This is a genomic window from Kosakonia sp. CFBP8986 (genome assembly GCF_034044935.1).
Classification (GTDB): domain Bacteria; phylum Pseudomonadota; class Gammaproteobacteria; order Enterobacterales; family Enterobacteriaceae; genus Kosakonia; species Kosakonia cowanii.
In genome coordinates this window covers 436116-452009 of the sequence record NZ_JAXCXB010000003.1, presented here as the reverse complement: position 1 = coordinate 452009, position 15894 = coordinate 436116, and the positions used below count along the sequence as shown (strand labels likewise).

16 protein-coding genes and 1 other annotated feature are annotated in these 15894 nt (G+C 56.1%); of the genes, 3 read left to right on the top strand and 13 right to left on the bottom strand.

Going from position 1 to position 15894, the window contains the following annotated elements; translation table 11 throughout:
• Positions 1 to 40: 40 nt before the first annotated feature.
• The 6 genes from thrC to yjjY form a co-directional block, all read right to left on the bottom strand.
• Entirely contained in the window at positions 41 to 1327 is a 1287-nt protein-coding gene (gene thrC / locus SOM48_RS08865; protein ID WP_320511809.1) for a threonine synthase, read from the bottom strand.
• A gap of 3 nt (positions 1328 to 1330) precedes the next feature.
• Positions 1331 to 2260 (bottom strand): homoserine kinase, encoded by a 930-nt coding sequence (gene thrB / locus SOM48_RS08860; protein WP_128483673.1) that lies wholly within the window; start codon positions 2258 to 2260, stop codon positions 1331 to 1333.
• A gap of 1 nt (position 2261) precedes the next feature.
• Entirely contained in the window at positions 2262 to 4724 is a 2463-nt protein-coding gene (thrA, locus tag SOM48_RS08855; protein ID WP_128483674.1) for a bifunctional aspartate kinase/homoserine dehydrogenase I, read from the bottom strand.
• Between the two features lie 23 nt (positions 4725 to 4747).
• Positions 4748 to 4865: a sequence feature (Thr leader region), on the bottom strand.
• Entirely contained in the window at positions 4804 to 4872 is a 69-nt protein-coding gene (gene thrL, locus SOM48_RS08850; protein WP_124971581.1) for a thr operon leader peptide, read from the bottom strand. It overlaps the preceding feature by 62 nt.
• A 209-nt stretch (positions 4873 to 5081) precedes the next feature.
• Positions 5082 to 5768, bottom strand: coding sequence for a tRNA/rRNA methyltransferase (locus SOM48_RS08845; protein WP_312479821.1), 687 nt, complete (start codon positions 5766 to 5768; stop codon positions 5082 to 5084).
• 397 nt (positions 5769 to 6165) lie between these two features.
• Entirely contained in the window at positions 6166 to 6306 is a 141-nt protein-coding gene (yjjY, locus tag SOM48_RS08840) for a YjjY family protein (protein ID WP_086870418.1), read from the bottom strand.
• A 94-nt stretch (positions 6307 to 6400) separates the two neighbouring features.
• Between yjjY and arcA the strand changes: the two genes are divergently transcribed.
• Positions 6401 to 7117 carry a two-component system response regulator ArcA gene (gene arcA, locus SOM48_RS08835; RefSeq protein ID WP_023480336.1) on the top strand — a complete coding sequence of 239 codons (717 nt, stop codon included), beginning with the start codon at positions 6401 to 6403 and terminating at the stop codon, positions 7115 to 7117.
• A 40-nt stretch (positions 7118 to 7157) separates the two neighbouring features.
• On the opposite strand, the gene creD is transcribed toward arcA, so the two are convergent.
• Genes creD through creA form a run of 4 tightly spaced genes read right to left on the bottom strand, consistent with a single transcriptional unit; the run spans position 7158 to position 11187 of the window.
• Complete coding sequence (creD, locus tag SOM48_RS08830; protein WP_320511807.1) at positions 7158 to 8531, bottom strand: cell envelope integrity protein CreD; 1374 nt, start codon at positions 8529 to 8531, stop codon at positions 7158 to 7160.
• 57 nt (positions 8532 to 8588) lie between these two features.
• Complete coding sequence (gene creC / locus SOM48_RS08825) at positions 8589 to 10013, bottom strand: two-component system sensor histidine kinase CreC (protein ID WP_313354110.1); 1425 nt, start codon at positions 10011 to 10013, stop codon at positions 8589 to 8591.
• Complete coding sequence (gene creB, locus SOM48_RS08820) at positions 10013 to 10702, bottom strand: two-component system response regulator CreB (protein ID WP_128483678.1); 690 nt, start codon at positions 10700 to 10702, stop codon at positions 10013 to 10015. Before creB ends, creC begins: the two co-directional genes overlap by 1 nt.
• 11 nt (positions 10703 to 10713) lie before the next feature.
• The gene (gene creA / locus SOM48_RS08815; RefSeq protein WP_023480363.1) at positions 10714 to 11187 is read right to left on the bottom strand and encodes a protein CreA; all 474 of its coding nucleotides are present in this window, start codon (positions 11185 to 11187) and stop codon (positions 10714 to 10716) included.
• 218 nt (positions 11188 to 11405) lie between these two features.
• Here creA and robA point away from each other — a divergent pair, with 218 nt between their 5' ends.
• Entirely contained in the window at positions 11406 to 12278 is an 873-nt protein-coding gene (gene robA, locus SOM48_RS08810; protein ID WP_076768931.1) for an MDR efflux pump AcrAB transcriptional activator RobA, read from the top strand.
• Here the strand turns inward: robA and gpmB are convergent.
• Positions 12275 to 12922 carry a 2,3-diphosphoglycerate-dependent phosphoglycerate mutase GpmB gene (gene gpmB, locus SOM48_RS08805; RefSeq protein ID WP_023480352.1) on the bottom strand — a complete coding sequence of 216 codons (648 nt, stop codon included), beginning with the start codon at positions 12920 to 12922 and terminating at the stop codon, positions 12275 to 12277. The genes robA and gpmB overlap by 4 nt on opposite strands.
• A gap of 99 nt (positions 12923 to 13021) precedes the next feature.
• On the opposite strand from gpmB, the gene yjjX reads away from it, so the two are divergent.
• Positions 13022 to 13537, top strand: coding sequence for an inosine/xanthosine triphosphatase (yjjX, locus tag SOM48_RS08800; protein WP_320511847.1), 516 nt, complete (start codon positions 13022 to 13024; stop codon positions 13535 to 13537).
• Here the strand turns inward: yjjX and trpR are convergent.
• Both trpR and sltY read right to left on the bottom strand, forming a co-directional pair.
• The gene (trpR, locus tag SOM48_RS08795) at positions 13528 to 13857 is read right to left on the bottom strand and encodes a trp operon repressor (protein ID WP_023480369.1); all 330 of its coding nucleotides are present in this window, start codon (positions 13855 to 13857) and stop codon (positions 13528 to 13530) included. The two genes, yjjX and trpR, sit on opposite strands and share 10 nt — an antisense overlap.
• A gap of 75 nt (positions 13858 to 13932) precedes the next feature.
• On the bottom strand, positions 13933 to 15873 hold the full coding sequence (gene sltY / locus SOM48_RS08790; protein WP_139567757.1) for a murein transglycosylase: 1941 nt from the start codon (positions 15871 to 15873) through the stop codon (positions 13933 to 13935).
• Positions 15874 to 15894 lie beyond the last annotated feature (21 nt).

Sequence of the window (15894 nt, the reverse complement as noted above, 5' to 3'; positions counted from 1 at the left end):
GGAAAAGCGTCCCCCACCCGCAGGTGGAGGACGCTTAAGATTACGCTTTTTGCATCATCAGCTGGCGTAACGCCGCAAAATCCGCAGGCAGGGAGTGAGAGAGCAGCGGCAGATCTGCACGGTCAGCCAGCTCTTTCGGCAGCGGCAGCGTTTCGCCGAGGATAGCTTCCACGCTCTCTTTGAACTTCGCCGGATGCGCAGTGCCGAGGAACAGGCCATATTCACCCGGATGAAGCTGATCGCGCAGGGCGCGGTAAGCAATCGCGGCGTGAGGCTCTGAGACGTAGCCCTTTTTCTTCAGTTCAACGATCGTCGCTTTGGTGGTTTCATCATCCACCGCCGCGTAACCCAGCTCGTTCAGACGCCAGATTTTACGGCGGAACAGCTCCTCCACGCGCGGCCAGTTGTTCGGCTGGCTGACATCCATGGCGTTTGACAGTGTCGCCTGCGTCGCTTTTGGCTGCCACTCGCCCTCTTTCAGAAAGCGCGGCACGGTGTCGTTAGCGTTGGTAGCGGCGATAAAACGCTTCACCGGCAGGCCGAGTGACTTCGCCAACAGCCCGGCGGTCAGATCGCCAAAGTTGCCGCTTGGCACCGACACCACCAGCTGATTGCGCGCCTCTTGCGGCAACTGCGCCACCGCTTCGAAGTAGTAGCACACCTGCGCCAGCAGGCGGCTGATGTTAATCGAGTTGGCGGAGTTGAGGCCCAGCGCGCTCTTCAGCTCTTCATCGTCGAAGGCCTGTTTAACCAGCGCCTGGCAGGCGTCGAAGTCAGCATCAATGGCAACCGTTTCGATATTGCCACCCAGCGTGCAGAAGAGCTTCTCCTGCAGCGGGCTGATTTTGCCCTGCGGATAGAGGATCACCACGCGAACATTCTTCATGCCGTAGAAGGCATGAGCAACGGCCGCGCCGGTGTCGCCAGAGGTCGCAGTCAGAATGGTGACCGGTTTGTCGCCGCTGATGGCGCTCAGCATCTGCGCCATAAAGCGCCCGCCGAAATCTTTAAACGCCAGCGTCGGCCCGTGGAACAGCTCAAGGCAGCCAATATCGTTTTCGACCGGTTTTACCGGTGCAGGAAAGGCAAACGCAGCACGCACGCGGGCTTCCAGCGCTTCCTGCGGGATCTCATCGCCGATAAAGGCGGAGAGGATCTTCGCGCTGCGGCTGACGAAGTCCTGCTCCAGCATCTCGTCGATTTCCGTCAGGTTGAATTCCGGCAGATCGTGCGGGAAGAAGAGCCCCTGATTTTTGCCAAGCCCTTGTGTGACGGCCTGCGCGAAGCTGACCTGCTCATTGTGATCTTTTAAGTTGTAGAGTTTCATTGGTTATCCCACTACCCTTGCGCCCGCCGTGTCCAGCCGGCAAATATGAACGAAGCCTTCCTGATTTTGCAGATAATGTTTGCCGAGCCAGTCGGCCACGCGCTGCGCGGTATCCGGCTTGTCGCACAACGCAAACAGCGTTGGACCCGAACCAGAAATGCCGCAGGCCTGCGCGCCGATATCCGCCACCGCCTGACGCGCCTGTTCAAAGCCTGGCAGCAACTTCATGCGATAGGGTTCGGCAATCACATCTTTCATCAATTTCGCCGCCAGCGCGGGCTGGCGGGAGTAACAGGCATGAATAAATCCAGCCAGGTGACGCCCGTGAGCAATACACTCCTGACGGCGATACTGCGCCGGTAAAATGGCGCGCGCTTCTGCCGTCGAGACTTTAATGCCCGGGTAGGCAAGCACCCATAACCACTCATCAAAGCATGGCACTTGCTGGCTGATAATGCCGCCTTCCTCGATCATCAACTGCATGCCGCCGAGGTAACAAGGCGCGACGTTGTCGTAATGCACGCTGCCGGAGATGCGCCCTTCCAGCTCCCCCATCAGCGCCAGCATGCGCGTCTCATCAAGGGGTTTACCGCAAAACTCGTTCATCGCCACCAGCGCCGCGACGACCGAACAGGCGCTGGAGCCGAGACCGGAGCCGATCGGCATGTTTTTTTCCAGCGTCATCGCTACCGGCACCTGCTTGCCAATCTCCTGGCAGAAGAGCTCCCAGCATTGATAGACAATATTCTCCCGCGCTTCGCTCGGTAATTTACTGGCGAAACGCCCTCTGTTTTGCAGACTAAAGTGTTCAGCGGCTTCCACCGACACCGTGTCGCCTAACAGCGTGCCATCGACGGGCGTGACCGCCGCGCCGAGGACATCAAACCCTACGCTCATATTGGCGCTAGACGCCGGCGCATACACCTTCACCATCTCAGACCCCTAACTTCCACGAAAGCGTACGCAGCAGGTCGGCAAACACGCCCGCCGCCGTAACATCATTACCCGCGCCGTAACCGCGCAGCACCAGCGGCAACGGCTGGTAATAGTGGCTGTAAAACGCCAGCGCGTTCTCGCCGTTTTTCACTTTATACAACGGATCGTTGCCATCGACTTCAGCGATCTTCACCCGGCAGGTGCCATCCTCTTCAATGTTGCCAACATAACGCAGCACATTACCGGCGTCACGGGCCTTCGCCACGCGGCTGGCAAACTCATCATCCAGCGATGGCAGACGCGCCATAAAGCTGTCGACATCGCCAGAATCATCGAAGCTTGCTGGGAGCACCGGCTCGATCACGATATCCGTCAGCTCCAGCTCGCGCCCGGTTTCACGGGCCAGGATCAACAGCTTACGTGCGACATCCATGCCGGAGAGATCGTCACGCGGATCCGGCTCGGTGTAGCCCATCTCCCGCGCCACTTTTGTTGCTTCCGACAGGCTCATCCCTTCGTCGAGCTTACCGAAAATAAAGGATAAAGAGCCGGAGAGAATACCTGAGAAGCGTTGCAGTTCATCGCCGGCGTTAAGCAGGTTTTGCAGGTTTTCAATCACCGGCAGACCCGCGCCAACGTTGGTGTCATAGAGGAATTTGCGGCGCGATTTCTCTGCGGCGCGGCGCAGCTGATGGTAGTAATCCATCGACGAGGTGTTCGCTTTTTTGTTCGGCGTGACGACGTGGAAACCTTCGCGCAGGAAGTCGGCATACTGATCGGCGACCGCCTGGTTGGAGGTGCAATCGACGATCACCGGGTTCAGCAGGTGGTACTCCTTCACCAGACGAATCAGTCGGCCAAGGTTAAACGGCTCCTTCGCTTCGGCAAGCTCGGCCTGCCAGTTATCCAGATTCAACCCGTGAACATTGGTCAGCAGCGCTCTTGAGTTAGCGACGCCGCAGACACGTAGATCGATATGCTTACTCTTCAGCCACGTTTGCTGGCGCTTCAGCTGTTCCAGCAATGCGCCGCCAACGCCGCCGACGCCGATCACAAAGACTTCAATCACCTGATCGGTGTTGAACAACATCTGGTGGGTGACGCGCACGCCAGTGGTGGCATCGTCATTACTGACTACAACAGAGATGGAGCGCTCAGAGGAGCCCTGGGCAATTGCCACGATATTGATATTGGCACGCGCCAGTGCGGCAAAGAATTTCGCCGAGATGCCGCGTAAGGTGCGCATGCCGTCACCGACAACGGAGATGATCGCCAGACGCTCCATTACCGCGAGCGGCTCCAGTAATCCCTCTTTCAGTTCAAGATAGAACTCTTCACTCATCGCGCGCTGCGCACGGGCGCAGTCGGACTGCGGCACGCAGAAGCTGATGCTGTATTCGGATGAAGATTGGGTGATCAGCACAACGGAGATGCCGTTGCGCGACATAGTGGCGAAGACGCGGGCGGCCATGCCGACCATGCCTTTCATTCCCGGACCGGAAACGCTGAACATCGCCATATTGTTAAGATTCGAGATGCCCTTGACCGGCAATGCATCGTCATCCGAGGTGGCGCCAATCAGCGTACCTGGTGCTTGCGGGTTGCCGGTGTTTTTAATCAGGCATGGGATCTGGAACTGGGCGATGGGGGTAATGGTGCGGGGGTGAAGAACTTTAGCGCCGAAGTAGGAGAGCTCCATGGCTTCCTGATAGGACATCGACTTCAGCAGCCTTGCGTCCGGCACCTGGCGCGGGTCGCAGGTATATACGCCGTCGACATCCGTCCAGATCTCACAACAGTCGGCGCGTAAACATGCGGCCAGCACGGCGGCGGAGTAATCGGAGCCGTTACGCCCGAGCACCACCAGTTCGCCCTTCTCATTCCCGGCGGTGAAACCGGCCATCAGCACCATATGATCCTGCGGAATACGGCTCGCTTCGATACGGCGCGTGGATTCAGCGATATCGACCGTCGATTCGAGATAGTGCCCGACCGCGAGCAGTTTTTCGACCGGATCGATAACCGTCACTTTGTGACCGCGTGCTTCCAGCAGCCCGGCCATGATCGCGATAGAGAGCTTTTCACCCCGGCAGATGAGCGCAGCGTTAATGCTGTCCGGGCACTGGCCCAGCAGACTGATGCCGTGCAGAACATGTTTGATCTGCGCGAACTCGGCATCGACCACGGTTTTGAGTTGTGCGAGCGGAAAGCCGGGCTGCGCATCTGAAAGCCCCTGCAGCAGCTCGGAGAAAATCCGCTCCGCATCGCTAATGTTGGGAATTGCATCCTGTCCGGAGATGGTTTTTTCAATCATCGCGACAAGATGGTTGGTAATTTTTGCGGGAGCAGAGAGTACGGTTGCGACTTGCCCCTGCCTGGCATTACTTTCCAAAATATCGGCAACACGCAGAAAACGCTCCGCATTTGCCACTGATGTACCGCCGAACTTCAACACTCTCATGCTTTACCCCTTGATTTTTGCTCGAAAAAAAAGCCCGCACTGTTCAGGTGCGGGCTTTTTTCAGTATTTCCTGTACGCGTCAGCCCGCACCGTTACCTGTGGTAATGGTGATGGTTGTAATAGTGGTAATCGTGCAGATGCGTGCCATGGATGTTGTGCTCTGTATTATTATCTGTCTGTGCTGTATGCCTATATTGGTTAAAGTATCTGCCTGCTTAAGTCAATTTATTTTTTATTTATGCAGAATTTATTCAATTCCCGTCTGCGCTAAAAGCGGAGCCGTTTACAGCCCGATCAGGGCGATGGGAAATCGATATCGCAGCATCTTCAGCTATAAAAGAATCTTATTACAGCGCGTTACTCGATAAGCTTTTTTTCGATATCGTGAAGCAAACGGTGCAACATGGCGGTGTCGCGCTGCTCAAGTAAGCCAAGCCGCTGATCCAGCCAGTCGACCATTTTCATATCGTCAACCACGTCTAATTTTTTGAGTAAATTATGTGCCCGCAAACGCAGTGCGCTTAACTGGTTATCATCAACCTGAGAAATGGTTTGTGGCGCCCTTTGCATTAACGCAGATAATTGATAGCAAAATACCATCACCGCCTGGCCGAGATTAAGCGAAGGGTAATCTGCCGCCATCGGCACGCCGGTTAAAATATCCGCCAGCGCCAGTTCATCATTGGTCAGCCCGGAATCCTCGCGCCCAAAAACCAGCGCCGCACCGCTAAGCCAGGTACTTTTTTCCTCTAATAGCGGCACAAGCTGCTCAGGCGTCGCGTAATAGTGAAATTTCGCCCGACTGCGCGCGGTAGTAGCAATGGTGAAAGGAATATCAGCCAGCGCGTCGGCGAGCGTGGCGTAGTGTTTCGCATTATCAAGAATGTCGCCCGAACCGTGCGCAACGCGCCGTGCAGCCTCCTGTAAATGGACCTCGCTGTCGACGATACGTAAGTCAGTAAAGCCCATCGTTTTCATGGCGCGCGCCGCTGCGCCGACGTTTTCCGCTCGCGCGGGAGAGACAAGAACAATTGCCAGTTGCATCGAAACCTTCTTTTTTCATGCCCGCCGAAAAAATGTGACATCAATCAACATATTACGCGGTGCGAATTTACAATTACATAACACTAATCGCCGATCTGACCCATCTCTACGCTTAAAAAAAGCTAAACTGTTTATCAGCAATATTACCTGTTAAGATGTTAACAGAACGGGCATATCCCTCTGTTTCTTCTTGGCATTTTAATACAGAAATGTCTGCCTGTGTTGGATTCAGGCTATTTATCAATTAGCGCACGCAACTACTTGGTTTATTGAAAATTTGTAATAGAAGCTAGCAGCTGGCTATCAGAATTTCGCTAAAGTGTTAACGTGCTACAATTGAACTTGATATATGTCAACGAAGCGTAGTTTTATTGGGTGTCATTTGCGTCTTAGCCTGTTATGTTGCTGTTAAAATGGTTAGGATGACAGCCGTTTTTGACACTGTCGGGTTCAGAGGGAAAGTGCCCACGACCAAGCTAATGATGTTGTTGACGTTGATGGAAAGTGCATCAAGAACGCAATTACGTACTTTAGTCATGTTATGCCGTCATGTTAATTTTCGACATGCACCAGGCTGGTCAGGGACTTTTGTACTTCCTGTTTCGATTTAGTTGGCAATTTAGGTAGCAAACATGCAGATCCCGCACATTCTTATTGTTGAAGACGAGTTGGTAACACGCAACACGTTGAAAAGCATTTTCGAAGCAGAAGGCTACGATGTCTTTGAAGCGACTGATGGCGCTGAAATGCATCAGATCCTTTCTGAACACGATGTAAACCTGGTGATTATGGATATCAATCTGCCGGGTAAAAATGGTCTTTTACTGGCGCGTGAGCTGCGTGAGCAAGCAAATGTCGCGCTGATGTTTCTGACCGGTCGCGACAACGAGGTCGATAAGATCCTCGGTCTTGAAATTGGCGCTGACGATTACATCACTAAACCTTTTAACCCGCGTGAATTGACTATCCGCGCGCGCAACCTGCTGTCCCGTACCATGAATCTCGGTACCATCAGCGAAGAGCGCCGCAGCGTCGATAGCTACAAATTCAATGGCTGGGAGCTGGATATCAACAGTCGTTCGCTGATTAGCCCGAACGGCGAGCAGTATAAGCTGCCGCGCAGTGAGTTCCGCGCGATGCTGCACTTCTGCGAAAACCCGGGCAAGATTCAGTCGCGTGCTGAGCTGCTGAAAAAAATGACCGGGCGTGAGTTGAAACCGCACGATCGTACCGTGGATGTCACCATCCGCCGTATCCGTAAGCACTTTGAATCAACGCCGGATACGCCAGAAATTATCGCCACCATTCATGGCGAAGGTTACCGCTTCTGCGGCGATCTGCAGGAATAAACGAACGCAAACGAAAAAGCGGCGCAGTGCGCCGCTTTTTTTATTTCCAGATCCTTAACTCATCTTCCTTCGCAGGCTCAGCTGCGATCCGTTTTATCCCTGCCGCTGACAGTGCGTACCAGTCAAATTTACGTGTCAGGAACATCACCGCAGTCAGCGCCACAAACAGCACGCCGGTTCCCAGCAAGAGCGCATTATCCTCAGAGTTGAGCAGCCCCCACATCACCCCATCAAGCAGCAGTAGCGCGGCGGTAAAGCTCAGACTGGCACGCCAGCTTTTCATTACGCCCTGCAGATAGAATCCGTTCAACAGCGCACCGAGCAGGCTGGCAATAATCCACGCGACGGTAAATCCGGTATGTTCAGAGAGCGCCAGTAATACCAGGTAAAACATCACCAGCGACAGACCAACCAGCAGATATTGCATCGGGTGCATCTGCCGCGCGGTAAGGCTTTCAAACACGAAGAAGGCCAGGAAAGTCAGTACGATCAGCAGGATGGCGTACTTTATCGCTCGGTCAGTCAGCTGATACTGATCCGCCTGGGTGACGATATTGACGCTGAACGCCGGCAGTTCCCAGTTGTTCTTACTGGAGAGCACGGTCATATCGCGCACTTTACTGTCCAGATTGTTGGCAAACCAGCTGCTCTGCCAGTGCGCCTGGAATCCGCTCTCGCTCACTTCACGTTTTTCCGGCAGGAAATCGCCCATAAAACCCGGGTGCGGCCAGTCGCCCTTCAGCGCCATCTCGCTATTACGGCCAAGCGGCACAACGGAAAATTCACCGGTTCCACTCAGATTGAACGACATCGCCAGCTTGAGCGGTTTTTGCAGGCTCGCCAGCGGCATATGCACACCCTGCAGATCGCTCGTCAACCCAGTGCCCGGCTCGACGCGCAGCGCTTCGCCATTCACACTTGTGCTGCGCACCAGGCCAATGCCGCGTGAGTCGCTCACCGCCAGCACGATAAACGGCTCGCCAAGCGTCACATTTTCACTCGGTTTGATATCCAGCCGCTTCGGGTCGAACTCGGCGTTAATATCAATGTTGTTGTGCCAGAGCTGCCCGTCATAGATACCAATTTTGCGCGTTTCAACCTGCTGATTGCCGTTGACCATCAGCGATTCCGGCAACCATAAGCGGATGAAACTTTGCTTACGGCGTATCTCTTTCGGCGGTTCGTTTTCGCCGCTGCTCTCCAGCGATACGGTGGTTTCCGTCACCGGAATGGCGATCAGCGGGCCAATCAATTTTTGCGAGCCGGCGCTGCTCTGGCGCAGCGTATCGGTCACTTCATGTCGATAATCGGCGCGCTCGCCAATCAGGCTGCTGAGCATTGTCAGCGGGATAAGTAACACACACAGGCAACTTGCCAGCGTAACCATTTTCCAGAACAGGGGGGATTTCAACATAGCCTTCTCCTTAGTGATGCGCGCAGCATAACGAGGCTATGTGTGAAGCATTTGAAGTTATGTGAAGTGAGGGTGAAGTGTCAGACGGGCTTCGCAGCCTCCTTCCGCACGGTTGGAAACAGTGATAGCGCCGTGATGCAAGCGCGCGACCTCCTGGACAAATGCCAGCCCTAATCCGCTGCTCTTCTGCCCGTTCCCGCGCGGCAAGGAGTAGAAGCGCTCAAAGATGCGCGGCAGCGCGTAATCAGGGATGCCGCCGCCGCTGTCGCTCACGGTAATCACCACCTTGTCGGCTTCCTCTGCGGCGCGCAGCACAATATTGCCACCAGCAGGTGTAAAGTCGATGGCATTATCCAGCAGGTTTCCCACCGCCTGCGCCAGTAGCTCTTTGTCACCTGCTACCACTGCATCGTTGGCTTCAAAAACAATGTTTAGTGCCTTTGCCGCTGCCACCGCGCTTCGCTCCTCCTGCAATTGCTGAAACAACACACTCATCTCAACAGGCACAAAGGCGATCTCCAGACGGTTCTCCAGCTTCGCCTGGTGCAGCAGCTTCTCAACCAGGCGCTGCATACGGCTATTCTGCGCAAGAATATTCTCGGTGAAGCGGGTCGCGACTGGCTGGGGAGGATGTTCACGCAGGATCTCCGCCGCGCCGCGGATCGCCGCCAGCGGGCTTTTCAGTTCATGGGTCAGCGCGTAAACATACTGCTCGATGTAGTTTTTCCCCTCCAGCTTGACGCGCATGCTCTCCAGCGCCTGCGCCAGTTTGCGCAGTTCACTGCTGCCCAGCTCGGGCAGTGGCACCGGGCGGTCTTCGGTTACCGAATCCGCATAACGAGCGAGCTTGCCGATCGCGCGGTTGATCCACCAGACCATTGCCCCGCCAATCAGCAGCGCAATGCCAAGCAGCGCGCCGCCGGCCCACAAAATGCGCCGCTCGCTGCGTTTTATCACCGGATCCATGGCGCTGTTGGGCTTACCGACGCTCACCACGCCAATGATGCGCCCCGCATCCGTCACAGGCGCAGCGACATACATCACCGTACTTTGCGGATCGCCCGCAACCAATGGTGAGCTACGCGCGCCATACTGCCCGCGCAGCGTTAACCAGACATCATTCCAGCGCGAATAGTCCTCGCCCAGCGCCTTGCCCGTCGAATCAAATACCACGCGCCCGCTCGCGTCCGTCATATAGACATGGTACTCATTGCGCACTTTGTGAATGCCGTTGATATGGGCGTTAATCGGGTGCTGATGAAGGGTGGAAAAGGCCTGCGCCAGTCGCCCATCCTGCGCATGCCCGCTGCGAAGATCCTCGCGGGCAAACTCCGCCAGCAATGTCGCGGTATCAATCAGCGTGCCTTCGGTGGCGCGACGCACGCCGGGTTTGATCTCCTGTACGAAGATAAACAGCACAAACCAGGCGGCCACCGCCACAATCAGGAAGTAGCCCAGCAGCAGGCGCATGCCGATACGCATCAGCGCAGCCCCAGGCTGTAACCCATGCCGCGATGGGTATTGATTGGCGTCAGTTCAGGATTGATTGCGCGCAGCTTGGCGCGCAGCGTTTTGATATGTGTGTCGACAGTACGATCAAAGCTCTCTTGCCCATCGCACCAGACCTGGTCCATCAACTGCTGGCGCGAGAAGATCCTGCCCGGCGCCTGCAATAGTGTTTTCATTAACAGGAACTCATACCGCGTCAGGTTCAGCGTTTCGCCGCACCAGAGGATAATCGCCGCCGTTTCATCCAGTTCAAACTCGCCGACGCGGATACGGTCGCTATGCAGCGACGCTTTCTGCAACCTACGCAACACGGTGCGCACGCGGGCGCACACTTCGCGCGGCGAGAAGGGTTTGGCGATATAGTCATCCGCGCCCATCTCTAGCCCCAGCAGTTTGTCGACCTCTTCACTGCGCGCGGTCAGAAACAGCACCGGCAGCGCGGGTGCGCGCGCCAGCAGACGCCGGCACAGCTCAAAACCGCTGATATCCGGCAGGCCAACATCAAGGATGACCAATTCGGGCAACCGCTGCGCCGCTGCATCCAGTACCGGTAATCCCCGCTCAAACGCGGTGACAGCAAACCCATCCTGTTGCAGCATATAGAGTAAGGTTTCAGCGATGCTGGCTTCATCTTCCACCAGCCAAATCAGCGGTTGCGGCATAGACACGTTGCTTATTTACCCCACGGCATGATCGGCACCGCGCTAATGGCGTTCTTCGGTGAACCTTCGACCACTTTATCGGAGTAGGCTAAATAGGCCAGCGCGTTACGTTTGGCATCGTAAAAACGAACCACCTGTAACTTTTTGAAAACTAAAGAGGTGCGCTTCTGGAACACGACGTCGCCCTGCGCTTTGCCGTTCTTGATTTTATCGCTCAGCTCAACCGGCCCTACCTGCTGGCAGGAGATCGCAGCATCGGAGGTATCCTCCGCTAACCCTAACCCGCCTTTGATGCCGCCGGTTTTTGCCCGGCTGATGTAGCAGGTGACATTCTTCACATCGGGATCGTCGAACGCTTCCACCACGATTTTGTGATCAGGGCCGAAAATCTTAAACACCGTATCCACCGATCCAATCTGCTCCGCCTGTGCGGAAGCTAGTGAGGTCAACAGGAGAGCAGGAATAACAAACTTTGTATATTTCATATTGTTACCATTTTTGAATATTACGTTGCGCAACTATTCAGTTTTCATATGAGAAACTGTTTGCAGATCACCCATTTACAAAATTTATGATTAAAATCAGTCACAATGCGCGGGTCAGCGCAAAAAAAACACTGCATGCTAAACCCCTTAAAACCCGCTATTATCCCTCCCCTGATATCAAGCGTTCACCGCTGCTGTGCTATGGAAGAGGATATTTTATGGATCAGGCTGGCATCATTCGCGACTTACTTGCCTGGCTGGAAGGCCATCTCGATCAGCCGCTGTCGTTAGATAATGTGGCGGCAAAAGCGGGTTATTCCAAGTGGCATTTGCAAAGGATGTTCAAGGATGTCACAGGCCACGCTATCGGCGCCTATATCCGCGCCCGCCGTTTGTCGAAATCCGCCGTTGCGCTGCGTCTTACCGCCCGCCCGATTCTTGATATCGCGCTACAGTATCGCTTCGATTCCCAACAAACCTTTACCCGCGCGTTTAAAAAACAGTTTGCCGTTACCCCAGCGCTTTATCGCCGTTCACCGGACTGGAACTCGTTTGGCATCCGGCCGCCGCTGCGTCTGGGCGAGTTCGCCTTACCGACGCACAACTTTGTCACGCTGCCACCGATGAAGCTTATCGGCACCACGCAAAGCTACACCTGCGCGCTGGAGGAGATCTCCGATTTTCGTAACCAGATGCGTATCCAGTTCTGGCGCGAGTTTTTAAGCAATGCGCCTACCATCCCGGATGAGCTGTACGGCCTGCACGAGCCGCGGCCAAGCCAGGAAAAAGATGACGAGCAGGAAGTCTTTTACACCACCGCCCTGACGCCGGAGCAGGCGAATGGTTACCTGAGCAACGCTCAGCCGGTCGCGCTGGAAGGGGGAGACTATGTTGCCTTCTCCTATGATGGCGCACCGGAAGGGTTGCAGGAGTTTATCCTGACCGTCTACGGCACCTGCATGCCGATGCTGCAGCTGACGCGTCGTAAAGGCCAGGATATCGAACACTTCTACCCGCAACGCAACGCCACCAACGATCGTGAACCGCCGACGCACATTCGCTGCGAGTATCTGATCCCTATCCGCCGTTAACGCTGCATCTCATCGAGCGCAGGGGCGTCCAGATGCGAGACGTCGCCTGCGGTTTCCACCACCCAGCCTGACGCCAGCCATGGGCTCTGCTGATAGTCGATGCGGGAGATGGAGCAGTTGCGCAGGCGCAAACGGCGCTCGGCATAAGCCGGCAAGCCAAGAATCGTGCTCACCAGACACCCCAGCGCCATGCCGTGGCTCACCAGCAGCGGACGGCTGCCTTGTGGCAATTCGAGACAGGCTGCCAGCGCGGCATGCATACGATCGCTCAACTCCTGCATTGATTCGCCTTCGGGAATGCGGCCATCTGCGGTGCCGTTGACCAGTTGACGACGCCAGCCCTCTTCCTCTTCGGTTAAAGAGTCAAGGGGGCGTCGCTCCAGCACGCCCATATTGAGCTCGCGCAGGCGCGGTTCCAGCGTCACGTCGCAGCCGCAAATGTCCGCGATAATCTCCGCCGTGCGGCGCGTACGCCCCAGGTCGCTGGTGATAATGTGGGTGATGCCCAGTGCTTTCGCGCGTTCCGCCACCTGTCGGGCCTGTGTTTCGCCCTTGTCGGTTAACGGACTGTCAGACTGGCCTTGAATACGACGCTCGGCGTTCCAAAGGGTTTCACCGTGGCGAACAAGGTATACCTGTAACATGTATTGTTATCCATTATACTGCGATGAATTTATTTCTCTGAGGAAGGCTCAAGTCCGCACGGGAAAAGCAGTTTCCTCTCGGACATGCCTTAGATGATTATGCACCAAGTTGTCTGCGCTACCACCAATCCCGCCAAAATTCGGGCGATTCTGCACGGTTTTAACCAGATTTTCGGCGAAGGATGCTGCCATATTGCCGCTATTTCCGTCGAGAGCGGCGTCCCGGAACAACCCTTCGGCAGTGAAGAAACGCGAGCTGGCGCACGAAACCGCGTGCGAAACGCGCGCGCGGCGCAGCCGAACGCGGATTTTTGGGTGGCAATCGAAGCGGGTATTGATGAAGGAAGCACCTTCAGTTGGGTGGTGATTGAGAATGGCGAGTTAACCGGCGAATCCCGCTCGGCAACGCTACCGCTGCCGGAGGTGATTCTGCGCGATGTGAACGTTGGCGAAGCGCTGGGGCCGGTGATGTCACGCTATACCGGCATTGATGAGATTGGCCGCAAAGAGGGAGCCATCGGCGTCTTTACCGCCGGGGCGCTGACCCGCGAAAGCGTCTATCACCAGGCGGTGATTTTAGCGCTCAGCCCGTTCCATAACGCCGTTTATCGCTGAGCGTTAAGTAACGCTTTTTCCAGCCACAGACGTAAATCCGTCGGCGCGGCTTTCAGGCTGTTGGAGCCGCGCGTGATGGTCGCAATGCCCGCGCCAAGCTCGTTTTTCAACTCGCGCTGGCTCATCTCGCCGCGCAACAGCTCTTCGATAATACGCACCCGCGTGCCCAGCGCTTCACGCTCGTCCGGCGTAAGCATCAGGTTAAGCAATGGGATATGCAGTTCGTTGTCGTACGCCTGCCTGAGCAGATCAACAAAGCGTTGCCACTCCTGCTCGCGCTGTTCGGCCATCGCCGCTGAATAGGGGGATTGCTGAGTCATAGTTTGTCGCCGTGTTAGGGATTTTTATGCTGCGTACTCGTGCATGAGTACGCAGCATAGCATAAACCACACTAATCAGTAACGGCGCTGCCATTCAGCGTCACTGAGGATGGTCGCTTTCTCGTCCTGCAGGAAGTAACGGTAGTAGGCATCATAAGCCAGCACGTTTTTCACATAACCGCGCGTTTCCGAGAAGGGAATACTCTCGATAAACGCCACCGCATCCAGCTTGCCGCCGCTGTTATTCAGCCAGCTACGCACCCTTCCCGGCCCGGCGTTATAAGCCGCCGAGGCAAAAATACGGTTATCGCCAAACTGCTGGTAGACATACTGCAGATAGCTGGTGCCGATCTTGATGTTGGTTTCCGGATCGAAGAGCTGGCTGGAGTTACTGTAGCCCGGGATCGAAAACATCTTCACGGTGTGCGTGGCGGTAGCAGGCATAATTTGCATCAGCCCGCTCGCGCCGACCGGCGAGCGCGCCGTCGGGTTCCACGCACTCTCTTGGCGAGAGATAGCCATCGCATAACTCGGCGAAATCTGCTTATCGCCGGTATAGCGCGTATAGAGATCGCGATACGCCAGCGGGAAACGCTCCTCTAACTGATCCCACAACTTGCCGCTGATCGTCGCCTGCACGCTCAGATCCCACCACTGCTGCTCAAAAGCATAGCGCGCCAGCTGCGCCTGCTGTTGCTGGCTGCGGCTGGAGACCAGATTCGCCCACTCGCCGCGCGCGGTGTTATCCATCTTCCAGTACATCAGCTCGCGCACGCGCGCCATCTCTGCACTCTGCAACAGGGTCGGATCGACGTTGCCATCAGCCTTATCTATCTTCAACTGATACGCTTCGCCGAGTCGCTGTGCGGCGGCCATCGGGTAGAAGCCGCGCTGCTGCATCAGCGCATGGAGGATCTCTTTGGCGTCGTTTTCACGCCCGCGCTCCAGCAGCAGATCTGCCTGCCAGTAGCGCCACTCATCTTTCTCTTTCGCCTCCATCGGCAGGCGCGAAAGCCAGGTATTCAGCCCGCGGCGGTCGCCATTACTGAGCGCCATACGAACACGCCGCTCCAGCAGTGAAATGGATTGCGAACGCATAATCGTATCGTCGCGCCAGCGCGCCTGCTCGCTGGTAACATCATTGCCCATCAGCCGCCACGCGACCGTCTCGCGTAGCTGCTGCGTCTGCTCTTCGTTGAGTTTTTGCGCCTGCGCCAGCGACGGGATCATCAGCCGGGCATTTTCCACATCCTGGCGCGCCACGCTTTCAAACGCTTCTGCCGCCATCTGGCGCGTAAAGTCCGTCGCTCCGGTGGTGGTAGCGAAACTCATCACCGTCATCGGATCGTTGGCGAGCGTCACGATCGCCGACGAGATGGTCTGGTAATCGGGCGGCATCTGGCTCGCCAGCAGCGTAACAAGCCGCGTATTGCCGGCTTTCATCGCCAGGCGGATCCGCTCCAGGTAAGCAAGCGGATCCTGTTTGCCCGATGCGCGCCACGCACCAAACAGCTGATCGCAGGCGTTGGGCTGGCTTTTGCCGCTCAGCCAAAGATCCTTCGCGCCCGCCCAGGCTTCATCCGCCTGGCCGCTGTTCCATTTAGCGAAGTAGTAGTTGCACTGCGCCTCGGTGGTCGTGGGTTTGTCCGGGCTAAAGGCCAACAAACCCTGCCAGTCCTGACGCCGCGCCAGCTCATTCACAAAGCGGTTTTTCAACGTCCGCGCGGCGGGCAGCGTCGGATACTGCTGCACAAACTGGGTGACAGTGAGCGCCGGTTCGCTCATCAAATCGTCGGTGATCTGCCGGTATTGCAGGTAGGGGTAAAGGGGATAAGTTTGCAGCGTCGGCATTAGCTGCTGCACAACGTCCATCTGGTTGTTGTCCCAGGCGCTTTTGATTTGCGCATACCGATCGCGTTGTTCATCCAGTGAGTCCGCCCGCGCCGCATTGCTGAAGGACAGCAAACACACGCAGGCCGCCGCTAACCGCCAGGCGGCATGTTTAGCTCTCTGCACAGCTCTTTCCTCTTATCTGTC

Coding starts and splice junctions, on each gene's coding strand:
- SOM48_RS08845 (WP_312479821.1), bottom strand. CDS start 5,768: ATGCAACTGGCAATTGTTCTTGTCTCTCCCGCGCGAGCGGAAAACGTC.
- thrA (WP_128483674.1), bottom strand. CDS start 4,724: ATGAGAGTGTTGAAGTTCGGCGGTACATCAGTGGCAAATGCGGAGCGT.
- yjjX (WP_320511847.1), top strand. CDS start 13,022: ATGCACCAAGTTGTCTGCGCTACCACCAATCCCGCCAAAATTCGGGCG.
- creB (WP_128483678.1), bottom strand. CDS start 10,702: ATGCCGCAACCGCTGATTTGGCTGGTGGAAGATGAAGCCAGCATCGCT.
- arcA (WP_023480336.1), top strand. CDS start 6,401: ATGCAGATCCCGCACATTCTTATTGTTGAAGACGAGTTGGTAACACGC.
- creD (WP_320511807.1), bottom strand. CDS start 8,531: ATGTTGAAATCCCCCCTGTTCTGGAAAATGGTTACGCTGGCAAGTTGC.
- trpR (WP_023480369.1), bottom strand. CDS start 13,857: ATGACTCAGCAATCCCCCTATTCAGCGGCGATGGCCGAACAGCGCGAG.
- creA (WP_023480363.1), bottom strand. CDS start 11,187: ATGAAATATACAAAGTTTGTTATTCCTGCTCTCCTGTTGACCTCACTA.
- thrB (WP_128483673.1), bottom strand. CDS start 2,260: ATGGTGAAGGTGTATGCGCCGGCGTCTAGCGCCAATATGAGCGTAGGG.
- creC (WP_313354110.1), bottom strand. CDS start 10,013: ATGCGTATCGGCATGCGCCTGCTGCTGGGCTACTTCCTGATTGTGGCG.
- gpmB (WP_023480352.1), bottom strand. CDS start 12,922: ATGTTACAGGTATACCTTGTTCGCCACGGTGAAACCCTTTGGAACGCC.
- thrC (WP_320511809.1), bottom strand. CDS start 1,327: ATGAAACTCTACAACTTAAAAGATCACAATGAGCAGGTCAGCTTCGCG.
- robA (WP_076768931.1), top strand. CDS start 11,406: ATGGATCAGGCTGGCATCATTCGCGACTTACTTGCCTGGCTGGAAGGC.
- yjjY (WP_086870418.1), bottom strand. CDS start 6,306: ATGACTAAAGTACGTAATTGCGTTCTTGATGCACTTTCCATCAACGTC.